This window comes from Tabrizicola sp. (assembly GCF_034366665.1).
Classification (GTDB): domain Bacteria; phylum Pseudomonadota; class Alphaproteobacteria; order Rhodobacterales; family Rhodobacteraceae; genus Tabrizicola.
This window is the reverse complement of the sequence record NZ_JAXMMF010000033.1, coordinates 1-26,984: the sequence shown is the minus strand read 5'-3', so window position 1 is coordinate 26,984 and position 26,984 is coordinate 1. Positions and strand designations below refer to the sequence as shown.

At 66.7% G+C, this 26,984-nt stretch carries 26 protein-coding genes; 11 read left to right on the top strand and 15 right to left on the bottom strand.

Annotation, left to right across the window (positions count from 1 at the left end; all coding sequences use genetic code 11):
* The 4 genes from U1E69_RS04475 to U1E69_RS04460 form a co-directional block, all read right to left on the bottom strand.
* The coding region (locus U1E69_RS04475) for a trypsin-like serine peptidase (RefSeq protein ID WP_322243142.1) at window positions 1-445 on the bottom strand (445 nt) is incomplete at its 3' end.
* Between the two features lie 72 nt (window positions 446-517).
* Window positions 518-1,804 (bottom strand): glycolate oxidase subunit GlcF, encoded by a 1,287-nt coding sequence (glcF, locus tag U1E69_RS04470; protein WP_322243141.1) that lies wholly within the window; start codon window positions 1,802-1,804, stop codon window positions 518-520.
* On the bottom strand, window positions 1,804-2,883 hold the full coding sequence (locus U1E69_RS04465) for an FAD-binding protein (protein ID WP_322243140.1): 1,080 nt from the start codon (window positions 2,881-2,883) through the stop codon (window positions 1,804-1,806). The genes glcF and U1E69_RS04465 overlap by 1 nt, the downstream gene beginning before the upstream one ends.
* A 97-nt stretch (window positions 2,884-2,980) precedes the next feature.
* A complete protein-coding gene (locus U1E69_RS04460; protein WP_322243139.1) occupies window positions 2,981-4,414 on the bottom strand; it encodes an FAD-linked oxidase C-terminal domain-containing protein in 1,434 nt (477 codons plus the stop codon).
* 82 nt (window positions 4,415-4,496) lie between these two features.
* Here U1E69_RS04460 and U1E69_RS04455 point away from each other — a divergent pair, with 82 nt between their 5' ends.
* Entirely contained in the window at window positions 4,497-5,186 is a 690-nt protein-coding gene (locus U1E69_RS04455) for a DUF599 domain-containing protein (RefSeq protein WP_322243138.1), read from the top strand.
* Here U1E69_RS04455 and U1E69_RS04450 read toward each other — a convergent pair.
* From U1E69_RS04450 to U1E69_RS04430, 5 genes are all read right to left on the bottom strand, one after another.
* On the bottom strand, window positions 5,154-6,404 hold the full coding sequence (locus tag U1E69_RS04450; RefSeq protein WP_322243137.1) for an NAD(P)/FAD-dependent oxidoreductase: 1,251 nt from the start codon (window positions 6,402-6,404) through the stop codon (window positions 5,154-5,156). The two genes, U1E69_RS04455 and U1E69_RS04450, sit on opposite strands and share 33 nt — an antisense overlap.
* Window positions 6,405-6,547: 143 nt before the next feature.
* Complete coding sequence (locus U1E69_RS04445; protein WP_322243136.1) at window positions 6,548-8,617, bottom strand: hypothetical protein; 2,070 nt, start codon at window positions 8,615-8,617, stop codon at window positions 6,548-6,550.
* On the bottom strand, window positions 8,614-11,415 hold the full coding sequence (locus tag U1E69_RS04440) for a DUF4159 domain-containing protein (RefSeq protein ID WP_322243134.1): 2,802 nt from the start codon (window positions 11,413-11,415) through the stop codon (window positions 8,614-8,616). Before U1E69_RS04440 ends, U1E69_RS04445 begins: the two co-directional genes overlap by 4 nt.
* Window positions 11,416-12,297 (bottom strand): DUF58 domain-containing protein, encoded by an 882-nt coding sequence (locus U1E69_RS04435; protein ID WP_322243133.1) that lies wholly within the window; start codon window positions 12,295-12,297, stop codon window positions 11,416-11,418. It abuts the gene before it with no gap.
* Entirely contained in the window at window positions 12,294-13,298 is a 1,005-nt protein-coding gene (locus tag U1E69_RS04430) for a MoxR family ATPase (RefSeq protein WP_322243132.1), read from the bottom strand. The genes U1E69_RS04435 and U1E69_RS04430 overlap by 4 nt, the downstream gene beginning before the upstream one ends.
* Window positions 13,299-13,543: 245 nt before the next feature.
* On the opposite strand from U1E69_RS04430, the gene U1E69_RS04425 reads away from it, so the two are divergent.
* From U1E69_RS04425 to U1E69_RS04415, 3 genes are all read left to right on the top strand, one after another.
* Window positions 13,544-14,116: a DUF1285 domain-containing protein gene (locus tag U1E69_RS04425; RefSeq protein WP_322243131.1), complete on the top strand. Its 573-nt coding sequence runs from the start codon at window positions 13,544-13,546 to the stop codon at window positions 14,114-14,116.
* 7 nt (window positions 14,117-14,123) lie between these two features.
* On the top strand, window positions 14,124-14,900 hold the full coding sequence (locus U1E69_RS04420) for a hydroxypyruvate isomerase family protein (protein WP_322243129.1): 777 nt from the start codon (window positions 14,124-14,126) through the stop codon (window positions 14,898-14,900).
* Between the two features lie 130 nt (window positions 14,901-15,030).
* Window positions 15,031-15,216, top strand: coding sequence for a zinc-finger domain-containing protein (locus U1E69_RS04415; protein WP_322243128.1), 186 nt, complete (start codon window positions 15,031-15,033; stop codon window positions 15,214-15,216).
* 3 nt (window positions 15,217-15,219) lie between these two features.
* On the opposite strand, the gene U1E69_RS04410 is transcribed toward U1E69_RS04415, so the two are convergent.
* Together U1E69_RS04410 and U1E69_RS04405 are read right to left on the bottom strand one after the other, a co-directional pair.
* Complete coding sequence (locus U1E69_RS04410) at window positions 15,220-15,687, bottom strand: GNAT family N-acetyltransferase (RefSeq protein WP_322243127.1); 468 nt, start codon at window positions 15,685-15,687, stop codon at window positions 15,220-15,222.
* Window positions 15,688-15,890: 203 nt separating this feature from the next.
* Entirely contained in the window at window positions 15,891-16,094 is a 204-nt protein-coding gene (locus tag U1E69_RS04405) for a hypothetical protein (RefSeq protein WP_322243125.1), read from the bottom strand.
* Between the two features lie 70 nt (window positions 16,095-16,164).
* Here U1E69_RS04405 and U1E69_RS04400 point away from each other — a divergent pair, with 70 nt between their 5' ends.
* From U1E69_RS04400 to U1E69_RS04385, 4 genes are read left to right on the top strand one after another with little or no spacing between them, the layout of a single operon-like run.
* Window positions 16,165-16,833 (top strand): DUF2459 domain-containing protein, encoded by a 669-nt coding sequence (locus U1E69_RS04400; protein WP_322243124.1) that lies wholly within the window; start codon window positions 16,165-16,167, stop codon window positions 16,831-16,833.
* Between the two features lie 53 nt (window positions 16,834-16,886).
* Window positions 16,887-19,724: a DNA polymerase I gene (gene polA / locus U1E69_RS04395; protein ID WP_322243122.1), complete on the top strand. Its 2,838-nt coding sequence runs from the start codon at window positions 16,887-16,889 to the stop codon at window positions 19,722-19,724.
* Entirely contained in the window at window positions 19,721-20,284 is a 564-nt protein-coding gene (locus tag U1E69_RS04390; protein ID WP_322243121.1) for a YdeI/OmpD-associated family protein, read from the top strand. Before polA ends, U1E69_RS04390 begins: the two co-directional genes overlap by 4 nt.
* Complete coding sequence (locus U1E69_RS04385) at window positions 20,281-20,640, top strand: MmcQ/YjbR family DNA-binding protein (RefSeq protein ID WP_322243119.1); 360 nt, start codon at window positions 20,281-20,283, stop codon at window positions 20,638-20,640. The genes U1E69_RS04390 and U1E69_RS04385 overlap by 4 nt, the downstream gene beginning before the upstream one ends.
* 140 nt (window positions 20,641-20,780) lie before the next feature.
* On the opposite strand, the gene U1E69_RS04380 is transcribed toward U1E69_RS04385, so the two are convergent.
* The 3 genes from U1E69_RS04380 to U1E69_RS04370 form a co-directional block, all read right to left on the bottom strand.
* Complete coding sequence (locus tag U1E69_RS04380; protein ID WP_322243117.1) at window positions 20,781-21,236, bottom strand: DUF1203 domain-containing protein; 456 nt, start codon at window positions 21,234-21,236, stop codon at window positions 20,781-20,783.
* 67 nt (window positions 21,237-21,303) lie between these two features.
* Window positions 21,304-21,675, bottom strand: a complete 372-nt coding sequence (locus tag U1E69_RS04375) for an HIT domain-containing protein (RefSeq protein ID WP_322243115.1) — start codon at window positions 21,673-21,675, stop codon at window positions 21,304-21,306.
* A 5-nt stretch (window positions 21,676-21,680) separates the two neighbouring features.
* A complete protein-coding gene (locus U1E69_RS04370) occupies window positions 21,681-23,258 on the bottom strand; it encodes a DUF5928 domain-containing protein (protein WP_322243113.1) in 1,578 nt (525 codons plus the stop codon).
* Window positions 23,259-23,405: 147 nt separating this feature from the next.
* Between U1E69_RS04370 and U1E69_RS04365 the strand changes: the two genes are divergently transcribed.
* Both U1E69_RS04365 and U1E69_RS04360 read left to right on the top strand, forming a co-directional pair.
* On the top strand, window positions 23,406-24,224 hold the full coding sequence (locus U1E69_RS04365) for a sulfotransferase family protein (protein ID WP_322243112.1): 819 nt from the start codon (window positions 23,406-23,408) through the stop codon (window positions 24,222-24,224).
* Window positions 24,225-24,312: 88 nt separating this feature from the next.
* Window positions 24,313-24,714 carry a GFA family protein gene (locus U1E69_RS04360; protein ID WP_322243111.1) on the top strand — a complete coding sequence of 134 codons (402 nt, stop codon included), beginning with the start codon at window positions 24,313-24,315 and terminating at the stop codon, window positions 24,712-24,714.
* Window positions 24,715-24,755: 41 nt separating this feature from the next.
* Here the strand turns inward: U1E69_RS04360 and U1E69_RS04355 are convergent, their stop codons facing one another.
* Window positions 24,756-25,988, bottom strand: coding sequence for a urate hydroxylase PuuD (locus tag U1E69_RS04355; protein WP_322243109.1), 1,233 nt, complete (start codon window positions 25,986-25,988; stop codon window positions 24,756-24,758).
* 106 nt (window positions 25,989-26,094) lie between these two features.
* Here U1E69_RS04355 and U1E69_RS04350 point away from each other — a divergent pair.
* Window positions 26,095-26,984, top strand: an 890-nt coding sequence (locus U1E69_RS04350) for a LysR family transcriptional regulator (RefSeq protein WP_322243108.1), incomplete at its 3' end; no start/stop codon positions are given.

Sequence of the window (26,984 nt, the reverse complement as noted above, 5' to 3'; positions counted from 1 at the left end):
TCTCGAACGGTTCAAGCGAGGGCAGGCGAATCGGCTGGCTGAGTTCGAGAAGCGCCAGGTCGCCGCTGACGCGGTCCAGCTTGTCGGTGGCCCCGTAGCGGTAGTCGGGGTGGGCCACGGCGCGGCTGACGCTGCGATAGGCCACGGCACGGCCATTGCGGAAACCGGCCTGAAACTCCATGTCCTCGGGGCGCATCTGGACGCCGGTGGTCTTGTCATACAGGCAATGCGCCGCCGTCAGCACCAGTTGCGGGCCGATCAGCGCCCCGGTGCAGAAGCCATGCTTGCCCATGACCAGCTTGCCGACGGCATCCCAGCCACGCGCATCATCCGCCGTTTCCAGCTTGACCATGCCATCGTCCAGGGTCTGCTCCAGAGTCTGCGACTTTGCCATGCCCGCAAGGGCCAGCCCTGCCGCCAGAAGACCAGGGATCAGGTGACGCATGGAACCCTCCCGCCCGCGCGGTCTTCAGGACTATGGGGGGACTTTGGCGGATTTGGGGCGTCGCGCAAGGGCTCAGATGTCCAGCGCGCGCGGTTTCGGTCCCCCTGTGGCCCAGTCAAGCAGTTCGACCGTATGCACGACCGGAACTTCGGTGCCCGAGCCGATCTGCATCATGCAGCCAATGTTGCCCGCCGCGATGACCTGCGGGGATTTCGCCTCCAGCGTCGCCACCTTGCGGCGCTTCAGCTCTGCACTGATCTGGGGTTGCAGAAGGTTGTAGGTCCCGGCGCTGCCGCAGCACAGATGGCTGTCGGCGGGTTCCACCACTTCGAAGCCCGCGCGTTTCAGGAGGTCCTTCGGGGCGGACTTGATCTGCTGGCCATGCTGCAGGCTGCAGGCGGCATGGTAGGCGACGCGGAGGCCCTTGGGCGCGCCTTGCGGCAGGCCGATCTTTACCAGCACTTCGCTGATATCCTTGGCCAATCCCGCCACCGTCGCCGCGTCCTCGGCCAGGGGATCGGTGCGGAACATGTGCCCGTAGTCCTTCACCGTCGTGCCACATCCGCTGGTGTTGATGACGATCGCATCCAGGCCCCCGGCCTGCTTTTCAGCCATCCAGGCCCGGATGTTGGCGGCGGCAGAGGCATGGGAGAGACCCTCTTTCCCCATGTGATGCGTCAGCGCACCGCAGCAGCCCTGGCCCTTGGCCACGACGACCTCGCACCCCAGGCGGCGCAGAAGGCGGATGGTGGCGTCGTTGATGTCGGTGTTCAGCGCCTTCTGCGCGCAGCCGGTCATCAGGGCGACCCGCATCTTGCGCTCGCCCTGCGCGGGGAACACCTGCGGGTCGTCGTTGCGGCTGACCGGTGGGATGGTCTTCGGAGCCATCCGCAGCATCGCCTGGACCCGCGCGTCGGGGATCATCCAGGCGAAGGGCCTGCCGATCTTGGCCGCCAGCAGCGCCAGACGGAACCGCCCCGGATAGGGGATGATCCGCGCCAGGACGGCGCGCAGGACCCGGTCCATCAGGGGCCGTCGGTAGGTCTTCTCGATATGGGCGCGGGCATGGTCGACCAGGTGCATGTAATGCACGCCCGAGGGGCAGGTGGTCATGCAGGCAAGGCACGACAGGCAGCGGTCGATGTGCTTGACCGTCTTTTCGTCCGCCGGGCGGCCCGCCTCCAGCATGTCCTTGATCAGGTAGATCCGGCCCCTGGGGCTGTCGAGTTCATCGCCCAGCACCTGATAGGTCGGGCAGGTCGCGGTGCAGAACCCGCAGTGGACGCAAGAGCGCAGGATCTCGTTGGCCCGCTTGATCCCGGGATCGGCCAGCTGTTCGGGCGTAAAATTCGTCTGCATCAGATCATGCCCCGGTTCAGGATCCCGCGCGGATCGAATTTCGTCTTCAGACCGGCCACCAGCGCCGCCACTTCGGGTGCCTCTGCGGGGAAGGCGGGACCGCCCTCGCCCCGGACCCGGGTCGCATGGCCCCGACCCGCGACAGCCGCCGCGACCTCGGCCCCGCGCCCCGGGGCAAGGACCAGCCAGATCAGCCCGCCACCCCAGTCCCACACAGCCTCGCCCCCCAGTCGCGCCACCACCTCGGCGGCGGCTGTCGGCAGGGTGGAGATCCGCCAGACATCGCCCGCCTTGCCCTGCAAGGGCACCACATCGCGCACCTCGCGCCAGGCCCGGGCCGAGGCGTCGCCCTCGATCACCGAAACCTCGCCACCAACCCGCGCGCGCAGCTCGCCCACCCGGTAGGCCACCGACCCGGCCATCCCCTCGACCCGGATCAGGCTGCGCCCCGAATGTCGGGCCACGCCAGAGACGTCGAAGGGCGACCCCAGCGCCGACCGCAAGGCCGCCAGCCCCGCCGCATCCTCCAGCCCCTCGATCACCAGCGTCGCCTCGGCTTCGGGCTGGGCCTGGACCTTGAAGCTGACCTCGCTCAGCACCCCCAAGGTCCCCCGGCTGCCCGCCAAAAGCTTGACCAGATCATAGCCGGTGACATTCTTCATCACCCGCCCGCCGTTCTTGACCACGGCCCCGGTCCCATCGACAAACCGCACCCCAAGGGCCGCATCGCGGGCGGCCCCCACCTGCACCCGGCGCGGCCCCGAAGCGTTCGAGGCCAGCACCCCGCCGATGGTCGACACGCCCTCGCGACCCAGAAGCCCGCGCAGGTCCGGCACCTCGAAGGCCAGCCGCTGGCGTTCGCCTGCCAGCACCGCCTCGACCTCGGCCACCGGCGTTCCTGCCCGCACCACCAGTGTCAACGCGCCCGGCTCATAAAGCTGCACCCCCGACAGGCCGCCGGTCTCCAGCACCTCGCCCACTGCATGACCCAGGGTCCGGGTCCCGCCGCCACGGACCAGCAAGGGACCCGAGGCCCCCGCCACGGCTTCCGCCAGCTCCGTTTCACTTGAAGGCCGCATGGACCCGCCTTTCATCTGTCTTCAAATATCCCGGGTAGCCATCTGGTTTCGCCACCGGTTCAAGAAACCGGAAGGCTGGGGGCAGCGCCCCGGGGCTTCAGCCAGCGCGCCGCGTCTCGCTCGTCGCCAGTGGAAACACCTTCGCGGGGTTCAGCAGCCACTTCGGATCAAACACATCCTTGACCCGCATCTGCGCCTCCATGTCGGCAGGCGCGAACTGCACCGCCATCAGGTCCCGCTTTTCGATCCCCACACCATGTTCGCCGGTCAGGCAGCCGCCGACCTCGACGCACAGTTTCAGGATCTCGGCCCCGAAGGCCTCGCACTTTTCCAGATCGCCGGGGGTGTTGGCGTTGAACAGGATCAACGGGTGCATGTTGCCGTCGCCCGCGTGGAAGACGTTGCCGACGTCCAGCCCGAACTGAACGCTCATCTCGCCGATCCGCTTCAGGACGTGGGGGAGGCTGGAGACCGGGATGGTCCCGTCCAGACACATATAGTCGTTGATCTGCCCCATCGCCCCGAAGGCCGACTTGCGGCCAAGCCAGATGCGCTTGGCCTGATCCTCGTCCGCAGCCTCGCGGAACTCCACCGGGTCGTGCGCCAGGGCAATCTGGCGGATGCGGGCGAGTTGCTCGCTGATTTCCGCGTCAGAGCCTTCGACCTCGATGATCAGCAGCGCCTCGCAATCGGGGTAGCCCGCCTTGGCGAAGGCTTCCGTGGCGCGGATGCAGGGGCGGTCCATGAACTCGATGGCGACGGGCAGGATGCCGGCCTTGATGATGTCGCTCACGCAGGCCCCCGCGACTTCGTTCGAGTTGAATCCGACCAGCACCGGCCGCGCGCCTTCGGGCTTGGGCAGGATGCGGAGCCAGGCTTCGGTCACGACGCCCAGCTGCCCCTCGGACCCACAGACGACACCGAGGAGGTCCAGCCCCGAGGGTTCTCCCCAGGGACCGCCCAGCGTGACCACTGTCCCGTCCATCTTGACCAGAGTCACACCCAGCAGGTTGTTCGTCGTCACCCCGTATTTCAGGCAATGCGCCCCGCCCGAGTTCATCGCGATGTTCCCGGCGATGGCGCAGGCCAGCTGGCTGGAGGGATCGGGAGCGTAGAAGAAGCCCTCGGCCTCGACCGCGCCACTGACGCTTAGGTTCGTCCGCCCGGACTGCACCCGGATGAAGCGGTTGTCGTAGTCCGTCTCGATCACCGCGTTCATCCGCGCAACGCCCAGGATCACCGAATCCGCCGTCGGCATCGCGCCCCCGGCGAGGCTGGTCCCCGACCCGCGTGGCACGACCGGGACACCTTCCTCCCAGCAGATCCGCAGCACCGCGCTGACCTCATCGGTCGTGCGCGGCAGAACGGCGGCAAGCGGCGGACAACGGTAGGCGGTCAGCGCGTCACATTCGTAGACCCGCAACTCCTCCACCGCGTCGATCACCGCGTCGGCGGGCAGGACAGAGCGCAGCCGCGCCACGATCCGCGCCTTGCGAGCGATCACTGACTGGTCGGGCACTGGCATGTCCATCGTCGATCCTCCGCTGACTGGTAAAGAAATATAACCAATTTCACCAGCTGACAAGGAAAAACCCCGCCCCTACTGTCTGGCCATGACAATGGACCTTGGCAGCCTTCCGACGCTTGACCTTATCCTTTTGGCGGGGCTGGTCCTGGCATGGCTTGTCTCGGGCTGGCTTAGCGAGCATCCGCCGCAAAGCCTCCCTTCGGTGTCGCTCCTGATGGAGGAGTACCGCCGCGACTGGATGCGGACCTTCGTCACCCGCCAGCCCCGGATCTTTGACGCCACGCTGATCGACAGCCTGCGGCAGGGGACGGCCTTTTTCGCCAGCGCCTGCATGATCGCCATCGGTGGCGGGGTGGCGCTGATCGGCAATGCCGCAGCCGTGCAAAGGCTGACCGAAGAACTGCCCCTGAACGGACCGGGACCGGACGTGGCGCTGAAGATGCTGCCGGTGATCGGGCTCCTGGCCAATGCGCTGCTGAAATTTGTCTGGGCGCATCGGTTGTTCGGCTATTGCTCGATCCTGATGGCTGCCGTGCCGAACGACCCCGAAGACCCTCTTGCCTTCCACCGCGCGGGCCAGGCGGCCGAGATCAACATCACCGCCGCGCGCAGCTTCAACCGGGGTCTGAAGTCGATCTACTTCGCCCTTGCGGCCCTTGGCTGGCTGCTGGGTCCCTGGGGGCTTTTGGCGGGCACCGTCCTGGCCACCGGCATCCTTCTGCGGCGCGAGTTTGCCAGTTACTCACGCAAGGTGATCCTGGCGCGCGAGCCTTAGGGCCACCTGCCCCGCCGCCGCCTCGCCCGACAGCCGCGCACCAGCGGCGGTCTGCTTCAGGCCCCCGGCCAGCGCCTCGCCCGCGAACCAGATGCGGTCGCCCACCGGGTCCTGCAGCACGTCGCGGGCATGGGCCTTGCCGGGACGGGCAGCGGCATAGCCGCCCCGCACATGGCGTTCCGCCGACCAGTTGGTCATGGTGCCGTGGGTCACCACGCGCCGGACGTCCGCGCCGAAGATGTCAACCAGACGGTCGGTGACGAAATCCACCGCGGCGTCGCGCCCCGCCGCCTCCATCTCCCAGGCGAAGTCGCCGCCGACAAAGCCGACCATCAGATCGGTGTCGAAGGGAAAGGCCAGGAAATAAAGGTCGTGCCGCGCGTGGCGTTCGATCAGGATATCATCGAAGGGCTTCAGGCCCAGTCGCGTGCCCTCGATCCGGACCGGCACCTTGGTCAGAAGACCCATCGGAAGGTCAAAGATCGCCTCTTGATGCTGGACCGGCAGGTCGGGGGTGAAGGCGATATCCTCGAAAGCCAGGACGCCGGTGGAAACGGTGACAATGACCGCCTGCGCCCGGATCGTGCCCTGCGTCGTCTCGACCTTTACCCCCGGCCCGTCCCAGTGGATGCGGCGGACCGGAGTTCCCAGCGTGACCGGCACGTCTGCGCCCCAGCGGTGGATCAGCGCGCCGAAGCCTTCCCTGGTGAAGTAGTTCGGATCAAGGTCCGCTGCCGCGCGGTAGTCCGTGACGCTGATCTCGTCATCATCGGCACCGAAATCCATCGGCCCGGCGAATGTCGCGCTGACCCGCAACCCGTGGCAGGCCTCGACCAGGGTGGACAGCCGGTCGCTGGAGCCCCTGTGGCGTTCGATGCAGGCGGCAAGTTCCGCCTCGGCGCGCTGTTCGGCTTTCATCTCGGCGTCGGTGGCCTTGCGGCGGCCGAACCAGAGGTGGTCAAGCCCCATGTCGTGATGCTGCAAGGTCCAGCCCGCCGCGACGGCCTCGGGGAAGAAGGGGTTGCGGTCGGCAGCATGCAGCCAGGCGCAACCGAGGTCGAAGGGGACGCCGAAGTCGGCGGTCGTGGTCAGCGCGCGCCCACCGATCCGGTCCATCGCCTCGATCACCCGGAAGGTCAGCCCCGCAGTTTGCAGGCGCTTGGCCGCCGCCAGTCCCGCGCAGCCTGCACCCACGACCACGACATCGACGTCCGTCATCTGAAATCCCTCCGCTCTCAAATGCGGACAGGATGGCAAGCAGAGCGATTCGCGCCAAGGCCGGGCTCTGCAGGCACCGCTCATCGCTTCCTTCGGTCGCTCTTCGCTGCGAGGACCGACCGAAGGGCGGGACGAGCGTCCGGTCAGGCGGCCTTTGCGCCCTTTCGGCCCTCGACCAGCCAGGCGACGACGGCCAGCCCCGCCGCGACCAAGAGCCAGGCCCAGGCAGGCAGGAAGGGCACGACGTTGACCTCGGTCGTCAGGTACGCCTCGCGCGGGGTGATGCCGATCCAGCCGCGGCCCACGGCCACGCGGCCCTCGGCCACCGCGCGGATGTCGGGAGTGCCGGGTTCCAGCCGCGTGACGCCACCACGGGTCGCCTCGGCCAGCGGAGCAAGGTCGGCGCCCGAGGCGATGGTCTCGACAAATTCGCGCGGCGTCGCGGGACCGACGGCGATGACGCGGGTCAACTCACCCTGTTCCAGCCGGTAGAGGCCAAGCACCGGCGCCTGGAACACCGCCTCAAAGCGGCCCGGAGCGGCCATCGGCATGGCAAGTTCGGTCACCGTGCCGTCGGGTCCGGTGATCGTGACCGGGCCCGGTTCCTCTTCGGCCAAGGTCCGGCGAGTGATGGTCATCGCCTCGCCCGTCACGTCGGCTGTCAGGGTTTCTTCCTCCAGCTCCGGCTCTTTCAGCATCCAGTGCGCCAGACGGCGGAGAAGCTCCAGCTGCGGCCCACCCCCCTCATAGCCGCGGCCCCAAAGCCAGGCGTGGTCCGAGGCGAGCACCGCGACGCGGCCCTGATCGACCCGGTTCAGCACCAGCAGCGGCAGATCGCGCGGGCCGGACATCAGCACCTGGCCCGCCACCTGCTCGACTTCGATCAGCCGGAACCAGCGGCCCCAGCCGCCTTCGGGGGCCTCGGCCTCCAGCCCCTCGGTCACCGGATGGCGGCGGCCAAGGTCGGTCAGCGCCGGGCGGTAGCCCTCTTCGACCACTTGCGCTGTCGGTGCGACCGGCAGGATCTCGGCCATCGGCGAGCGGTAGAGGCTGTCCACCGCCCCGAATTCCGGCCCGGCGGCGACCAGGACGGTGCCGCCCCCCCGGACATAGGTCACGATGTTCTCGATATAGGACATCGGCAGGATGCCCCGCATCCGGTAGCGGTCGAAGATGATCAGGTCGAATTCCTCGATCTTCTCGACGAAAAGTTCACGCGTGGGGAAGGCGATCAGGGACAGTTCATCGACCGGCACGCCGTCCTGCTTTTCCGGCGGGCGCAGGATGGTGAAGTGGACAAGGTCCACCGCCGCGTCGGATTTCAGAAGGTTGCGCCAGACCCGTTCGCCGGCATGCGGCTCGCCGCTGATCAAAAGCACCCGCAACCGGTCGCGGACCCCGTTGATCTGCACGGCCGACGCGTTGTTGCGGTCGGTGATCTCGCCCTCGACCGGCGCCACGCTGAATTGCAGCACATTCGCCCCGCCATGCGGCAGGGTCACCGGAAGCTCCAGATCCTCGTTCAGGGGCACGGTGAAGGTCGCAGGCTCCTCGGTGTCGATCGAAATGGTCAGCTCGACTTCGGCACCAAGCGGCGGAGGGGTGCCCACATCCTCGACCCGAAGTTCAAGCTGAAACTCCTCGCCGATGATGGCGAAGGCGGGGGCGTTCTTCACGACGATGCGGCGGTCCCAATCGGCCTCGCGGCCCGTCAGCAGGACCTGCAAGGGCGCGGGCAGGTTCGGAACGACGCCAAGATCGTGGACCCGGCCGTCGGTCAGCAGGATCGCCCCCGCCACCCGCGCGCGGGGTTCCTCGGCCAGGGCTTCGGACAGTGCGGTCAGGGCCAGCGTCCCCGAATCCTCGTCCCCATCGCCGACCCGGTGGATGCGCAGTTCGGTGTTCGGCATCTGGGCAATCTCGGCCTCGACCGAGGCGATGGCAGCCTCGGTCTGGGCGGTCCGGTCGCCAAGGTCCTGACTGGCGCTTTCATCGACGACCAGGATCACGATGTCCGACAGGTTCTGGCGTTCCTCCTCCTGAAGCGCCGGGTTGGCCAGCGCCAGGACCAGCGCGCCAAGGGCCAGCGCGCGGATCCACCAGCCGGAAAGACCCCGCCACAGTGCAAGCCCCACCAGCAGGACCGCAGCCGCGGCCAAAGCATAGACCAGCCAGATCGAGACGAGCGGCGCGAAGATGACAGAGGCGCTCATTGGCCCAGCCTTTCCAGAAGTGCCGGGACATGGACCTGGTCGGATTTGTAGTTGCCGGTCAGCACATGCATGATGAGGTTGATGCCGAAGCGGTAGGAAATCTCGCGCTGCTGTTCACCCGCGAAACCGCGCCCGATGGGGACAAGAGGCACGCCGTTGTCATCCGTCGCCCAGGCCGAGGCCCAGTCCGCCCCGCCAATCACCACCGGAGTCACCCCGTCGTTGAGGTTGCGGAACGGCATCCCCTCGGCGGCGACGGCTTCGGCATTGGGCGCGGCTTCGACCCAAAGCTGTCCGCCCGCATGACGACCGGGGAAGTCCTGCAAGAGATAGAAGGTCCGGGTCAGCACGTGGTCCGGCGGGATCGGCTCCAAGGGCGGGATATCCAGGCCCGAGGCGATCAGTTGCAGCGCCTGACCTTCGGGCGTGGTGCCGCCGCCAAAGCCCGCAAGGTCGGCGTCGCGGGTGTCGAAAAGGATCATCCCCCCGGTCCGCAGATACTGGTTCAGCCTGGCATAGGCCGCGTCCGAGGGTTCCGGCGCACCGACCACCACAGGCCAGTAAAGGAAGGGGAAGAAGGCAAGCTCGTCAGCCTCGATGTCCACGCCCATCGGCATCATCGGCTCGATCGAGGTGCGCTGCCACAGCTTGTCGGACAGACCCAGAAGCCCCTGCCGCGACAGCTCGTCCACCTGGCGGTCGCCGGTCAGCACATAGGCCAGGACGACCGAGGAGGTCGCTTCGATGGCGAAGTCGTCGTTGGGCGCGGGGGTGTTAGGCGCGGGGGTGTCCTGTGCGGCCGCTTCACGCGGCGTGGCGGCCAGAAGCGCCAGCGCCAGCACCACCGCCGAACCGCGCGCGATCCCGCGAAGACGTCCCGCAAGCCACAAGGCGGCCAGCACGTCCAGCAGAAGAAGGACCGCGGCAAAGGTCAGGAAATCGCCCTTCAGCGCCTGGACCGCCCGCGCCTCCAGCCGGTCCACCGGCACCGATTGCGGCCAGACGGCGGGCTGCAAGGTGGTCTCGTCGCCCATCACGTTCAGCGCCACCCGCCGATCAGCGCCGGCATAAAGACCGGGCTGGAAAGCCTGGCTTGGCCCCGCCGCAATCGCCGCGGCCAGCGCCTCGCCCTCGACCCCCGGCAATTCGCCCGCGTCCGAGGTCGAGCCGTAGGCGTCCAGCACCACTTCGGGCGACCAGGTCTGGCCGGACAGGTCGGCGGCTTCGGGTTGCGCGGGTTTGGTCGACACGGCCAGCCGTTCCAGCATCTGCACGAACAACCCCGACAGCGGCAGCGAGGACCACTCGGCATTTGCGGTCACATGGACCAGCACGACCTGTCCGCCACCGATCACCTTGCGGGTCATCAGGGGCGTGCCGTCATCCAGTGCGGCGATGGTGCGTTCGGTAAGGGCGGGGTCGGGCTGCGCCAGCACCTGTTCGCGCACGACGACATCCGGCGGTGCAGTCAGCCCGAAAAAGGGCGAGCCTTCGGGGAACGGGGCCAGCGCCTTCGGCTCCCCCCAGCTCATCGCGCCGCCCACCGTCCGGCCGCCTTCGCGCAGGCGGACCGGCATCAGCGGGTCTTCGTCGACGCGGCTGACGTCGCTGGCGGCCATCACCGGCCCGGCAAAGCGCAGAAGCAGGCCGCCGTTTTCCACCCACTCCAACAGCGCATCGCGTTCCGGTCCGGCGATTTCGGCCACGTCGGCCAGCACCACCACGTCGGGGTTGGCCAGAAGCGTGTCCTTGAGGTTGCCGTCGATGATGTCCGCCGTGGGGGCCAAGGCCTGCCGCAGGTAGTGCAAGGGTGACAGAAGCTGAAGCGTCTCTTCATCCGCGCCGCTTTGGATCAGGGCGATCTTGCGCCGTTTCAGGCTGTCATCCGCCAGACTGACCGACCCCGCCGTGCGGGAGCCCTCCAGCGCGAAACGGGTGATCCGGTTGCGCAGTTCGGGCGGCAGGTCCATTGCGGCCTCGGCCTCGGCGGCGCCGCCTTCGAAGGCCAGCGTCACCCGACCGAGGTCACGCTCGATCCCTGCAGGGTCCGGGCCTTGCGCGACGACCTCGACCGTGCCCGCCTCACCGGCTGGCATCCGGCTGACGGAGACGACGACCTTGCCATCCTCGAACCGCGTGGGGCGCAGGCCATAGATGGCGCGGATATTCTCGATCACCCGAACCTCGCCACGCGATTGCAGCGCCGACAGCAGCGCATCGCGCCCGTCATGCGCCAGGCCGTCCGAAAGCCAGGTCGTCTCGAAATTACCCTCGGGCAGGGCTTCGGCCCAGTCGGCAAAGCCCGCGGGCGCCCAGGCCTGCGGTTGCAGGCCAGCGGCGCGACCGGCCCAGGCTTCGGAGGTCTGGAATTCGACAGCGCCCGGCGCGTCGGTCAGCCGCAAAAGCGCCACGGGGCGGCCCTGCACGCCTGTCTCGGCCACCAGCGCCTCGACCTTTTCCAGCCGCTGCGGCCAATCGCGGGCATCGGCCCAGCCGCCGTCCACAACGATCAGCATCGGCCCGGTCCCCGGCGCGCGGTCATCGGGGTTCAGCACGGGGCCGGCAAAGCCGATGATGACGGCCGCAATCGCCAGCGTCCGCAACAGAAGCAGCCACCAGGGCGTCTTGTCGGTCTCGGCCTCGTCGTCCTTCAGGCCCAGCAGCAGCGCCACGCCGGGGAACCGCCGCCGGATCGGCGCGGGCGGCACGGCGCGCAGGAGAAGCCACAGGATCGGCAGCGCAATCAGCGCGACCAGAAGCCAGGGGACCGCGAAACCGATGGGGCCAAGGGTGAACATCTACCGACCCCCCTGCAACGCCAGATAGGACCACAGCAGCGCCGATTGCGCCGGATGGCCGGTGTGATGGGTGGTGAAGTGCCAGCCCACGGCCCGGGCCAGCCCGGACAGCCGGTCTTTCCGTTCCGCCAGCCGTGCCAGGTAGCGGGTCCGCAGCTCGCCCGCCTGCTGGGTCTCGTGGCGCATGGTGCCGCCCATCGATTCAAAGATCGTGCGACCGTCGAAGGGAAACTCCTCTTCCGCCGGGTCGAGGATCTGGATCAGCACCCCCTTCACGCCGCGGTCGGCGGCGCGGGCCAGACCGGCCTCGATCCCCGAAAGGTCGCCCAGAAAGTCGGACAGGAAGACGGCGCGACCGTGGCTGACCATGCCCTCGGTCTGGGGCGCGCCATAGTCTTCGCCCGCGTCGTCGCCCGCCAGCCGCGCCGCGAGCCGCAGAAGCTGCGTGCGGCCCGCCCGGGGCGAGGCGAGACCGGCCAGCCCGACCCGTTCGCCGCCACGAAGCAGCAGCACCGCCAGCGCCAGGCCCAGCAGCTTGGCCCGGTCCGCCTTGGGCGCGCGGGACTTGTCGCCGGAAAAGCTCATGGATTTGGCCGGATCGACCCAGATCGTCACCGACTGCGCCGCCTGCCATTCGCGTTCGCGCACGAAATGCGCGTCGGACCGCGCAGACCGCCGCCAGTCGACCATTCGCGCCGAATCGCCCTGATGCGCAGGGCGATACTGCCAGAACTCATCCCCCAGCCCCGCCCTGCGGCGGCCATGCTCGCCCATCATCACGGTCGAGGCCAGCATTTCGGCCTCGGCCAGCAGGGGCGGCAGGGTCTGCCCCAGCGCCTCGGCGCGGGACCGCAGTTCGCCGGTCGGGGGGGCTATGCTCACGCCGCGGCCTCAAGCCCAAGCGTGCGCTGGGTGACGCGGGCGATGATCCCGGCCAGCGTCTCGCCCCGGGCGCGGGCGGCAAACGAAAGCGCCATCCGGTGCACCAGCACCGCCTGCGCCAGGTCCGCCACATCGGCGATCGAGGGCGCAAGCCGGCCGTCCAGCAGCGCCCGGGCACGTACCGTCAGCATCAGCGCCTGTGCGGCACGGGGGCCGGGGCCCCAGGACAGGCTGTCCGCAAGCTCACGCCCCTCGGGTTCGCCCGGCCGGCACGAGCGGACAAGGTCCAGGATCGCCTCGACCACCTGCTCGCCCACCGGCATCCGGCGGATCACCGATTGCGCGCCGATCAGCCCTTCGGCGGTGAAGACCTGATGCGCCTCGGCCTCTTCGGCGCCCGTGGTGGCAATCAGGATGTCGCGTTCGGTCTGGCGGGTCGGATATTCGACGTCCACCTGCACCAGGAAACGGTCAAGCTGCGCTTCGGGCAGGGGATAGGTGCCTTCCTGCTCGATCGGGTTCTGGGTGGCAAGGACGTGGAAGGGCTTGCCCAGCGCGCGGTGCTGGCCCGCGATGGTCACCTCTTTCTCTTGCATGGCCTGCAGAAGCGCGGACTGAGTGCGGGGGGACGCGCGGTTGATCTCGTCCGCCATCAGAAGCTGGCAGAAGATCGGCCCTTCGACAAAGCGGAAGGCCCGGCTGCCGTCGGCGGCGGTGTCCAGCACCTCGGACCCCAGGATATCCGCCGGCATCAGGTCCGGCGTGAACTGGATGCGGTTGGCCTTCAGGCCCATCACCGTGCCCAAAGTGTCCACCAGCCGCGTCTTGCCCAGGCCCGGCAGGCCCACAAGCAGCGCATGCCCGCCGCACAGCATCGAGGCGAGGACCAGGTCAACGACCTTTTCCTGCCCGATGAAGCGGCGGTTGATCGAGGCCTTCGCCTGCCCCAGGGTGGCGCCCAGCGCCTCGATTTCCGCGACCAGCGCCTTGGTGTCGGCCATGCCTTCAGCTCCCTTCAGGGTCCATTCCCGCCAGTAAAGCGAAGTATCCCGGCGGGCACAAATGGCAAAAGGCGACTTGACACAAATGATCGTGAGAGGTGCGTCAATCCTTGGGTCCAAAATCCTTAAGCAAGGATTTTGACAAATTTCTTACTCAAGAAATTTGGTCCCGGTCCGACCCGCACGACGGAACCCCCGACCCGGCACCCGGTTGCACCCCGCCCCAAGGCCATTACAGTGCGCGCATGACAAAACCGAACGCCGACACACTTGCCGCCGCCGCAAAGGCCGCCGCCACGAAAGGCCCGCCCCCGCTCCACCTGTGGAACCCGCCGTTCTGCGGTGACATCGACATGCGCATCGCCCGCGACGGCACCTGGTTCTACCTTGGCACCCCCATCGGCCGCGCGCCCCTCGTCAAGCTCTTCTCCTCGATCCTTAAGCGCGAGGGGGATGCCTACTTCCTGGTCACGCCGGTCGAGAAGGTGGGGATCACGGTCGACGACGCCCCTCTTCTTGTCATCGACTTCGACGTCACCGGGGAAGGCCGCACCCAGAGCCTGACCTTCACCACGAAGACCGAGGACGTCGCGACCCTTGGTCCGGACCACCCCTTGCGGGTGGAGCGGGACCCCGCGACGGGCGAGCCGTCGCCCTATCTTCTCATCCGGGCCAATCTTTGGGCGCTGATCGACCGGAAATCCTTCTACCGGCTGGTTGATCTGGGTTGCCATGAGGTGCACGACGGGACTAAGTGGTTCGGGCTATGGTCCTCGGGGCAGTTCTTCCCGGTCATCCCTTCGTCGGAATTGCCCTGAACAACAGATGCCCCGTTTCGCCGCCAACCTGACCCTGCTCTTCAACGAGGTTCCGACGCTTGACCGCCCCGACTGGGCGCAGCGCTGCGGGTTCGACGGGGTCGAGGTGCTGTTCCCCTATGACGCACCGATGGCGGATTGGGAGCGTGCCCTGAACGGAATTCCTTTGGCGCTGATCAACACGCCGCCGGGCGATTGGGCCAGCGGGGACCGGGGCTTCGCCGCCGTCCCGGGGATGGAGCTGCGCTTTCGCGACAGCTTCCTGCGCGCCGCCGAATATGCCACCCGGCTCAAGGCGACCCGCGTGCATGTGATGGCCGGGGTCGCCAAGGGTCCGCAGGCCGAACAGTGTTATGTCGAGAACCTCACCTGGGCCCTGGCCGAAGCGCCCGAGCTGACGCTGTGCCTCGAACCCCTGAACCCCGACGACATGCCGGGCTATTTCCTGAACGACTACGACCAGGCCGCCCGCATCCTGGACGATCTCGCCAATCCCCGGATCGGCCTGCAGTTCGACCTGTGGCACGCCGCACGCCTGCACGGTGATGCCGGGGCCGTGTGGCAGGACCAGCGCCACCGGATCAACCACGTCCAGATCGCGGGCTTCCCGGCCCGGAACGAACCGGGCGGCGGGGGCTTCTCGCTGCCCGACCTTTGTGACGAGATCGACGCGCATTGCCCCGGGGTCTGGATCGCTGCCGAATATCGTCCGGCCAAGGGCACCTCGCAGGGCCTAGGCTGGCTTGCGGCGCTGAAATCCCGCGGGGCGCTGATCGGCGGGTGACCGCGTAGGGTGGGCGGTTCTGCCGTCAGGCAGGTTCGCCCACCGCCCCCGCCAGACCTCCCGCATCCCTCTTGTGCCTCGGCCCCCTCCGCCGCTAAAAGGCGGTGCGGACTTGCAAAGGACCCTGCCCATGCCCACTCCAGCCCCCGAGACCCAGACCGTCACCACCTGGAAAGTGGCCTGTGACGGTGGCGAGGGCGCGCTTGGGCACCCTCGCGTCTGGCTGACGATCCCGCAGGACACCGGCTGGGTGGAATGCGGCTACTGCGACAAGCGCTACATCATCGACCGCGACCACGCGCACGACGACCATTAGCGCTTACTCCGCCGCAAATCGCGGCTCCAGCACATCAACCCCCAGCGACCGCCAGGCCAGCGCCGAGCCGTCCAGCTCGGGAGTCGAGCTGAGCGTGACGCCTGCGCACCCCGCCTTGGCCGCCATCTCCCGCGCTGCCGTCAACAAAGCCCGGCCAATGCCGCGCTTGCGGTCGGGCTCCTGCACGTAAAGCTGCTCGACAAAGCCCCACTCCGCCCCCGCCACCATGTTGCGCCCGACCAAGAGCAACGCGAAGCCGACGGGGTGGCGTTGCGGGCTGTCCGTGCGATGCGCGACCAGCAGCCGCGCGGCCCGGCCCTCCAGCGCGATCCGCGCCAGCACGGGGGGAGTGATCCGGACCGACGCGCCGGCTTGGGCGGCCAGCGCGATCAGCATCCGGTGGGTTTCCGGCAGGTCGTCCGGTGTCGCAAGGCGGACTGTGACGGTCGGGGCAGGTTCGGGAGCAGACATCTTCGGTTTCCTTCGCGGGGGCCCGGCGAGGGGGAACCTGTGAACCAACTGGCCGAACCCTCGCGGGCGGCATCGTGGGAGTTGGTTTCGGTCGTGAAACGCTGCCCTGCCGCCTATGTGGCGCAGGTCCAATAAAACGAGACAGGGATCATCAAGTGCAGCATGGCCAGACCATGCGTCGGGTTGGAGGTTCCGTCAAGCCTCTATTGGCGCGTCACGTGTTCGGTGAGAAGCCCCAGGATCAGACCCACCACTGCCGCCACCGGCATGATGATGAAAAGGACCCCGATCAGGTGGAGCCCCTGGGGGTCGACGGCCCGCGACATGTTCGACTGCGGCAGCGCGAACACTGCCGCCAAGGCCGCCCCCGCCACGAACCCCGCAACCGAGAACCCAAGCTTGCGCATCCGGACATCCCCACCTTTTCCGCCCTCTCCTACCATGCGAGGGTTCCGCCCGACAATGTCAGGGACCAGCATGCGCCGCCTCGTTCGATCTCTGCTTCTGACCCTGGCACTTCCGGTCCTTTACCTTGTGGCCTCGGCCCTGATGCCCCTGATCCCCGGCCCCGGACCGGACCTCTCCGGCCCGCCCGCGCACCGTATCGGCCTGCTGCAAGGCCCGATCCACACCGACATCCTGTTTCCCCTGACCCCCGAAACCCGCACCCGCTTTGCCTTTGCCGACGCCGCCGGCGTCCCCCTGAACCACCCAGAGGCCGCATGGCTGGTCTTCGGCTGGGGCTCTGCCGCCTTCTACACCACTGCCGGGACCTATGCCGACATCACCGCCAGTGCCGTCCTGACCGCCGCGACCGGTGATGGCGCGGTGATACGGCTGGACGCACTCGGCCCACTGCCGCCCCTCGAAAACCTTCGTTTCCTCCAGCTTTCCGAGGCGCAGTTTCAGGCGCTTCTCAACCAGACCACCGCCGCCCTCGCCGGCGAAACAAAGCTGGACCATCCCGGCTTCACCGGCTCGGACGCCTTCTTCCCGGCACACGGGCGCTTCCACCTGTTCCGCACCTGCAACGTCTGGCTGGGCGAGACCCTGCGCGCTTCGGGCATCCCCTTCGGCCTCTGGACGCCCGCCAACTGGTCGGTCACCCTGTCGATTGACCGGCACCTCCGGGGCCAAACCGGGTAGCCCTTCCCCGCGCCTTCTGCCAATACTTCCGACCAGACTCGGGAGACCTACCCATGACCTTCGGCACCGGCCACCACCTGCACCTCATCGACGGCTCGGCCTATATCTTCCGCGCCTACCACGCGCTGCCGCCCCTGACGCGCAAGTCGGACGGGTTGCCCGTCGGTGCCGTCGCGGGCTTCTGCAACATCCTGTGGAACGAGCTTTCCCGCACCACCACGAACGGCAAGGCCGCGACGCACCTTGCCGTCGTCTTCGACCATTCCGCCACCACCTTCCGCAACGCGCTTTACCCCGAGTACAAGGCCAACCGCCCCGAACTGCCCGAGGACCTGCGCCCGCAGTTCCCGCTGACCCGCGAAGCCACCCGCGCCTTCAACGTCGCCTGCCTTGAAACCGAAGGGTACGAGGCCGACGACATCATCGCCGCCCTCTCCTGCCGCGCGGTCGAGGCGGGGGGAAGCTGCACCATCATCTCCTCGGACAAGGACCTGATGCAGCTGATCCGGCCCGGCGTCGACATGTTCGACCCGATGAAATCCCGCGCCATCGGCCCCGACGAGGTGATGGAGAAGTTCGGCGTCGGCCCGGACCGGGTGATCGACGTGCAATCGCTGGCGGGCGACAGCGTCGACAACGTCCCCGGCGCCCCCGGCATCGGGCTGAAGACCGCCGCACTTCTGATCAACGAATACGGTGACCTCGACACGCTTCTGGCCCGCGCGTCCGAGATCAAGCAGCCCAAACGCCGCGAAGCGCTGATCGACAACGCAGACAAGATCCGCATCTCGCGCCAGCTGGTGACGCTGGACTGCGACACGCCCCTCGACGTGACACTGGACGATCTGGAAATCCGCCTGCCTGAGCCCGACACGGTGATGGATTTCCTGACACGGATGGAATTTCGCACCCTGACAAAGCGCGTGGCCGACAAGCTGGGCCTCGCCCCGCCGGCGCTGCCCGAAACCACGCAACTGACCGTCGCCGCGCCCCGCGATGAGAAGCCGCAGGCGCACGAAGAGCAGCCCGCCTTCGACACCTCCGCCTACGAATGTGTCCGCACCCGCGACGCCCTGGACCGCTGGACCCAACGGATCACCGAAGTCGGCCATGTGGCCGTCGACACCGAAACCACCAGCCTGGACGAGATGCAGGCCGACCTCGTCGGCATCTCGCTCTGTGTCGATGCAGGCAAGGCCTGTTACATCCCGGTCGGCCACACCACCGGCGGAGGCGACCTTTTCGGCGCGACGGCCCTTGCCCCCGACCAACTCCCGCTGACCGAGGTCATCGCCGCCCTCAAACCCCTTCTCGAGGACCCTGCCATCCTCAAGATCGGCCAGAACATGAAATACGACTGGAAGATCTTCGCCCGCCACGGGATCAGGATCACCCCGTTCGACGACACGCTTCTGATGTCCTACGCCATGTACGCAGGGTTGCACAATCACGGCATGGACGAGCTGTCCGACCGCTACCTCGGCTACCAGCCGATCTCGATCAAGACGCTCCTCGGCTCGGGCAAAAGCCAGATCACCTTCGACAAGGTCGCCATCGACGACGCGGTGAAATACGCCGCCGAGGACGCCGACGTCACGCTCCGTCTCTGGCAGACCTTCAAGCCCCGCCTGCATCGCGCCCGCGTGACCACCGTCTACGAGACGCTTGAACGCCCCCTCGTCCCCGTCCTTGCCGACATGGAGATGGCCGGGATCAAGGTCGACCGCGAGGTGCTGCGCGGCATGTCCAACGTCTTCGCGCAAAAGCTCGTGCAGTTGGAAGAGGAAATCCACGACATCGCGGGCGAGACGTTCAATGTGGGCAGCCCGAAGCAGTTGGGCGAGATCCTGTTCGACCGGCTGCAAATCCCCGGCGGGGTGAAGGGCAAGACCGATGCCTACGCCACCGGGGCCGACATCCTGGAAGACATCACCACGCTGGAAGACAGCCACCCGCAGGGCGCGAAACTGGCGGCGCGCATCCTCGACTGGCGCCAGATCGCCAAGCTGAAATCCACCTACACCGACGCCCTGCAACTGGCGATCAACCCGGACACCGGCCGCGTCCACACCTCCTACTCCATCGCCGGGGCCAACACCGGACGGCTGGCGTCCACCGACCCCAACCTGCAGAACATCCCCGTCCGCACCGAGGAAGGCCGCCGGATACGCGAGGCTTTCGTGGCCCCCGAAGGCCGGGTGCTGGTATCGCTCGACTACTCCCAGATCGAACTGCGCATCCTGGCGCATATCGCCGACATCCCCGAACTGCGGAAGGCCTTCGAGGACGGCATCGACATCCACGCCCTGACCGCGTCCGAGATGTTCAACGTGCCGTTGGACCAGATGACACCCGACATCCGCCGCAAGGCCAAGGCGATCAACTTCGGGGTGATCTACGGGATTTCCGGCTTCGGCCTGGCCCGCAACCTGCGCATCCCGCGGGCCGAAGCGCAGGGCTTCATCGACCGCTATTTCGAGCGCTTCCCGGGTATCAAGGGTTACATGTCCGATACTGTAAAGTTTGCCCAGTCGAACGGCTATGTGCAGACCCTTTTCGGTCGGAAAATCAACACTCCCGAGATCAACGCCAAAGGCCCCGGCGCAGGCTTCGCCAAACGCGCCGCGATCAACGCGCCCATTCAGGGCACGGCCGCCGACGTCATCCGCCGCGCGATGATCCGGATGCCCAAGGCCATCGCCGGGCTGGACGCAAAGATGCTCCTGCAAGTCCACGACGAACTTCTGTTCGAAGTCGCCGAAGCCGACGCCGACCGCCTGATCCCCATCGCGAAAGAGGTCATGGAACAAGCCTCCTCCCCCGCCGTCACCCTGAACGTCCACCTCGCGGTCGAGGCCGGAAAGGGCAAGAACTGGGCCGAAGCGCATTGAGCGATCCCCTCCCCTTCGCCACCCCCGCCGACTGGCGCGCCTGGCTTCAGGCGCACCACGCAACGACGCCCGAACTCACCCTGAAGCTCTACAAGAAGGCCAGCGGCACACCCTCGATCACCTGGGAGGAGGCCGTCATCGAAGCCCTCGCTTTCGGCTGGATCGACAGCACAAAACGCCCCGGCGGGTCCGACCACTGGCTTCAGCGCTTCAGCCCCCGCAAGCCCCGCTCGGGCTGGAGCCAGAAGAACCGCACCCATGTCGAAAAGCTGATCGCCGAGGGCCGGATGACCCCCGCCGGACTGGCGCAGGTGCAGGCCGCCAAGGTCGATGGCCGCTGGGACGCCGCCTACGCCGGTGGCAAGGACGCCAAAGTCCCGCAGGACTTCCTGGACGCGCTAGCCCACAACCCCAAGGCAGCCGAGACCTACAAGACCCTGAACGCCCAGAACCTTTTCGCGATCTACTACCGGCTCACCACCGCCAAGCGCCCCGAAACCCGCGCCAAACGCATCGCCGATTTCCTTGCCATGTTGGAACGAGGGGAGAGATTCCATTGATCCACACCTGGCCCGCCCTCAAGGCCCACGCCTTCTCCCTCAACCTGCCGCAGGTCACCATCGACCACCCCTGGGGCAATGAATGCCTGAAGGCGCACGGCAAGATGTGGTGCTGGTGGAGCCCTTACGTCGACGCCGCCGTCTTCAAGGCCAGCCGCGATGAACGCGAGATGCTGCTGGCCGCCGACCCTGACACCTTCACGCTTCACCCGCACTACGCCCCGCACAATCTGATGCTCGTCCGCGCGGGCCACATCGACGAAGCCTGGGCCACCGCCCGCCTGCGTCAGCACTGGCGCGACGCCGCCCCGAAACGCTGGCTGAAAGCCTGGGACGCGACCAATCCGCAGCTCTGACCCAAGCCCTTTCACCTGGTGCCAAATATCCCGGGGGTTTGGGGGCAGCGCCCCCATCAGCCTCGGCTTCGCGCTCTTCCGCGCGAAGCCGAGAGCAAGGGCATGCGGCGCACGCCGCTCCATTCGAAAACCGCCCCGGTCTAGCGGTCGATCCGGCATTGATAGCAATTGTTCCGCGCCGACCGCACATGCAGGTAGGACACGCGCGCGTCCTTGAACAGTTCCCTTGCCCGCGCCGCAATCGCCGCGGTCTCGACCACTCCCCCCGTGCCATAAACGATCCGGTCGTCCGCGCCATAGCCCCGGACGATGTAATCCGATGCTGCCAGCATCGCGGGCATGGCCTCCCCGCCGCCCGCCGCGCAGGCGTCCGCACAAAGGAAGATCGGCCCCACCTCGGCATAGGGTTGCGGCGCGGGGAAAGGCCTGTGCGCCAGCACCAGCATCCCCGCAGCTTCGGGGATCATCCCCAGACAATGCCGACAGGGGTTGCCAGCCCCGTCCGAAAGGGTCCGCTCCGGCACCTGCCCGTTCGCATCCAGGCCCCCGGCCTGGTAGGACCGGACAACCTTGGTCGGAATCGCCACAAATCGCATCCTATCCTCCGTGTTTCACCGGAAGATCCCCGACAGATGAAGGGCAAGCGACCCGATCCTTGCGGGTTCAGTCGCGTTCCAGCATCCGCCCCAGCACGCGGCCACCCAGGATGTGCAGGTGGTAATGCGGCACCTCCTGCATCCCGTGCGCGCCCGCATTGGTGATCGCGCGGAACCCTTCATCCCCCGTCAGCCCCAGGATCGCGCAGACCTTGGCAACGGTACGGTGGAAATCGACCAGTTCCTCTGCCGAGGCCTCGGCCGCGAAGTGGTCAAGGCTGACATAGGCGCCCTTCGGGATCGCCAGCACATGCACCGGGGCTTGGGGATGGATGTCGTGGAACACCAGCGTGTGCGGTGTCTCCATCACCGTCTTGTTCGGGATCTCGCCGCGCAGGATGCGGGCGAAGATGTTGGTCGGATCGTAATTCCAGGTCATGTCGGTCAATCCACGAATAGATATTCGGTTGCAGCTATCGCCCGCGCCTGGTCGGCCGGGATGTCCAGAAACGCGGCCAGCGCCTGCGTGTTCTCGTCGACGCTGCCGCCCTGCACCATCCGGTAGTGGCCCGAAAGAGCCAGAGCGCGCAGCCGGTCGCTTTCGAACTTCCCATCATAGCGGATCGTCGGCAGCAAGAGGCCCAGCGCCGCCTCGGGCGTATGCGGCCCCGCGAGGCCCACACGCCGCGCATGACCCAGAAGGTACTCGTCCGAGAACGCGCATTCGATTTCCAGCAGCCGCATCCGCGACCGATCCTGGTGGAAATCCTGGATCAGCTCGATGCTGCCAGGATCGACGCACAGGACAAGCCGGTCACTGTCCCAGCGTTCGAAAAGCATCCGCACCAGCGCCCGGCGGTGCCGCATCCGCTTTTCGATCGACCGCTCGATCCCGCCCAGATCGGGCAGCGGCGTCGCTTCCTCGTTGAAGAGATAGTCCACCGCGGGCAGACCGGTCTGCCCGCGCACCCGTTCGACCAGCCGCTTGGCCACGTGCCATTTCTTGCAGGCCACCACCAGCAGCGTCCGGCTGCGGCCAAGACTGCCCTCGGCATCCCAGAACCGCTGGGCAAACCGCCGCCCTTCGCGCCCGCGCCGGGTCAGATAGGCGAACTGCCGCGCCCCATCGTCCGAGATCGCGAACTCCCGCCCCGTCTCGGCATAAAGCGCGCCGAGCCGCTCTTTCAACTGGCGGGCATCGGGACTGATCTTGCGTGCGAAGAGAAAGCCCTGCGCCAGCAGCATGTCGTGGTGGTCGTCGTAGAAGGTCACCGGCATCCCGTAGTCGGTGAACATCAGGAAGGTCAAAGTGCGCGACCGGATCTCGCGTTCGGGGACCAGATGGGCGACAAGCGTCTGAAAAAACGTCTCGTCAGGGATCCACGTGGTCGCGAAGAACCGCCGCACGTCCGGGCGCCGGTCCACCAGTGCAAGCACCGCCTCGACAGTGCGTCGGCGCAGGCACCACCACTGGCTGCCAATGCGGATCTTCAGGTCTTCGGGCACCTTGCGCGCCAGGCCCAGCTTCTTTTGCACCTCGATCGACCGGTAGAACAGCCACTTGCGCTGACGTTCGTTGAACCAGTGCCGGTAGATCAGCCGCTCTTCCTGGATGCCGGTCTTGATCCAGCCCGAGCCGTAGAAGTCGAAGCTTTCGATATGGTCGGCGTCGTCCCGCTCCAGCGCCGCATGGATGTATTCCGCGGTCTTGATCGGCATGCAGTCGCCCGACAGCATGTAGAAATGCGTGGCGCCCGGGAAATCCTCGACCGCCGCGCGCAAGGCTTGCAACGTGGCCGCGACCAGGCTCCATTCGCCCCAGCCGCACTTGACGCGGCGGCGGGCGAAGGTCACCTGCGGGTTTCCGGCCAGCGCCGCCCGGATGCGGGCGAAATCCGCCGCCTTCGACCGGGCGTCGAAATGGATCGCCACACAGTCCCCGGCGGCCGTCAGCCGCAATGTCTGCGCGACGACCCCCTCGGGGTCCTTGTGACAGAGCAGGATGAAGGCGATTTGCGTCATGTCGGCTGTGTCTTGCAATCGCTTGGGGACACCCCTTCCCTAAACCGGCCCATCGTTCCTTGAAAAGCCCGAATATGTCTGCTTGATTGCCGCAATCAAAGTTTACACCTGCGTCAATGGTTTTTGGCCGGAGAAGGGGATTTCAGAATGGGTTTTCCCGGAACCTGGATGACGGAAAGCGAAAGCGTCGTCTACCGGGTCGTGCCGAAATGCGCCTGCTCGACCATCGGGCAGATCATGTACTACTCTGACCACGGCCAGTTCTTCGACGGCGACATCCACGACGCGACCACGGGCCTGCACAAATGGGCGCTGGACGCCAGCCAGCCGGTGATCGAACGCACCGTCCGCGCGCGGCAAGTCTATGCCTTCACCTGTGTCCGCAACCCTTATACGCGCATCCTTTCGTCCTTCTTCGACAAGATCTGCGGCATCCAACGCAACGGCAAGCGCTACCGGGGGAACCTCGTGCCGCTGCTGATCCAGAAATACGGGATCGAGGTCGGCGGCGACGACGGCAAGCAGGAGTTCGACCAGATCGCCAGCTTCCGCCGGTTCCTGCTGTTCGCCCGCGACACCATCCGCTGGAAAAAGCCGATGGAGCCGGACATCCACTGGTCGGCAATGGCCGGCCATGTCTCGACCTTCATCGTCAATGGCGGGCGTTACAACCACATCTTCTTCACCGAGGATTTCAATCCCGGCATGCAGGTCGTGCTGGACAATATCCAGACGAAACACTCCGTCGATCTGGCGGCAATTCCCCGCTTCAACGAAAGCGAAGGCCACGGGCCGAAACGCGCCCACCCGGTCGAGGCCTATTTCGACGATCTCTCGATGCACCTCATGTGGGAAATCTACAAACGCGATTTCCAGCTTTTCCGCTATGATTTCGAGAACCCGGCGAACAAGCTGCCGTTGGGCCCGGTTGACCTCGACGAGGTGCACGCCAAGCTGGGCGACTGATCCTCGACGACGCCTCCTCGTGCGCCTTCGGCTTCTCGTCGGGGGTGTAGCGAGGAGTGACGAAGTCATCGACGAGCGGGAGGGTTGAATGGACAAAGTCACCGGCGGCTGCCTTTGCGGCGCTTTGCGGTTCAACGCGACCGGCCAGCCTTACCGCGTCGGCCTCTGTCACTGCATGGATTGCCGCAAGAACCACGGTGCATTGTTCCACGCCTCGGCGATCTTTCCGGATACCGCCGTGACCCTGATGGGCGAGGTTCGGACCTACCGCGACCGCAGCTTCTGCCCGACCTGCGGCTCGCCGGTCTATGCCCATATCGGCGACGAGATCGGCATCAACCTTGGCTGTCTCGACGAGCCGTCGAGATTCCGCCCGACTTATGAGCTGTGGACCATTCGGCGCGAGGATTGGCTGCCCGAGTTCCCAGGGATGCGGCGGTACGAGAAGAACCGGGAAAACCCAGCCCGCGCAGAGCCCCAAAATCCTTAAGCAAGGATTTTGACAAATTTCTTACTCAAGAAATTTGCCCCCTATACCGGGTCGTCCGTCCCCGCCTTGCGGAACCACTCCACGATCGCCGCCCGCTCCTCCGGCTCCATGTAGCTCAGGTTCCCGGGCGGCATCGCATGGGTTACGCCCGCCTGCAGATAGATCCGCCGCGCTTCATGCGCGATCTGGGCGGGCGTTTCCAGCACCACGCCCTTCGGCGGCCAGTGCAGCCCCTCCCACCCCGGTTCGGCTGCGTGGCACATCGAACAGCGGCCCTGCACGATGCCGACCACATCCTCGAACCCGGACGCAGAGGCATAGACCAGCGCGGCCCCCTGCAGCTTGGCTTCCCCCTCAACCGTCCGCATCGGCGCGGTGGACAGCCAGGCGATGATCAGGAACAGGAGCACGGTGACAAACCAGGTCCAGTGCGGGTTGCCCTTCCGCGCGTGCCGGGTGTTGAACCAGTGCCGTATCGTCACGCCCATCAGGAACACCAGGCTGGCGATCACCCAGTTCCACTCGGTCGCGATGACCAGGGGGTAATGGTTCGACAGCATCAGGAAGACCACGGGCAGGGTCAGGTAGTTGTTGTGCGTCGACCGCTGCTTGGCGATCTTGCCGTATTTCGGGTCCGGCTTCCGCCCCGCCTTCAGGTCAGCCACCACAACGCGTTGGTTCGGCATGATGACGAAGAACACGTTCCCCGACATGATCGACGCCGTGAACGCCCCCAGGTGAAGCATCGCCGCCCGGCCGCTGAACACTTGCGTGTAGAACCACGACATCGCCACCAGCACAACAAACAGCGCCACCATCAGCACGTTCTGATCGGCATTCACAAAGACCTTGCACAGCGTGTTGTAGGCGATCCAGCCGAAGGCCAGCGAGGCCAGCGAAATGCCCACCGCCTGCCAGACCTCCAGCTCCATCACCGTGGGGTCGATCAGGAACAACTCGGCCCCCAGGTAGTAGACCAGCACCAGCATGACAAAGCCCGACAGCCAGGTCGCATAGCTTTCCCATTTGAACCACACGAGGTGATCCGGCATCGACGCAGGGGCCACGAGGTATTTCTGGATGTGGTAGAATCCCCCACCGTGGACCTGCCATTCCTCGCCGTCCGCGCCGCTGGCCAGGTTGCGATCTCGGTGCAACCCAAGGTCCAGCGCGATGAAGTAGAAGCTTGACCCGATCCAGGCGATGGCGGTGATCACATGCAGCCAGCGTGCCGCGATCTCGACCCATTCCCACAGAACCACCCAGTCGTACATCGTGACACCTCCCGGCTTTGTCGAAACGCTATCCCGCGCGGCACCTTTCTGTTAATCCATAGAAACCCCGCATCACTTTCAAGCCCTGCCGAACAATGGCCCCCCGATGTCCTATGTGAACAACATCCGCATGTTCGTCCGCGTCTACGAATTGGGCAGCATGTCCGCCGCCGCGCGTGATCAGCGCACCTCGCCCGCGGTTTCCTCGGCGCGGATTTCCGAACTGGAGAAGCACCTCGGCGTGCGGCTCTTCAGCCGCACCACCCGCAGCCTGCAACCCACCGAGAACGGCCGCATCTTCTATGATGGCGCGCGCCGTATCCTTGAGGCCATCGACGACGCCGAAGCCGCGGTGATGGACGTGACACAGAACCCGCGTGGCACGATCTTTGTCGCCGCGCCCCTGGGGATCGGCCGCCGCCTCATCGCTCCCCGGGTTCCGGCGTTCAAGGATCAATACCCGCAGATCGACGTCCGCCTGCGCCTGTCGGACCGGGGCATCGACGTGGTGGCGGAAGGCATTGACGTGGCCTTTCACCTTGGTCTCCTGGAGGATTCCACCCTCAAGGTCCGCACCATCGCCGACTGCCCGCGCCTTCTGTGCGCCGCCCCCGCCTACATCGCCCGCCGGGGAATGCCCGCCGATGGCGAAGCCCTGGTCCGCGACAAGCACGACTGCCTGAACCTGCGCTTTCCGGGTGCCAAGGAATTCCAGTGGACCCTGCAAACCCCCGACGGCCCCCGGCGGTTCGAGATCACCGGGCCCTTCGAGTCCGATGACGGCGACGTCCTCACCGGCTGGGCGCTGGATGGGCGCGGGGTCGTCCTGAAGCCGCTGTTCGAGGTCGCCGACCATCTGCGCGATGGCCGCCTGGTCCCCGTCGCCACGGCAACACCGCCGCTGCCGATCCAGCTGTCGGCGCTTAGCCAGCATCGAAGGCTCAAGGACCCCAAGGTCCAGCTCTTCACCGACTACATGGCCGCCCAGATCCGCGA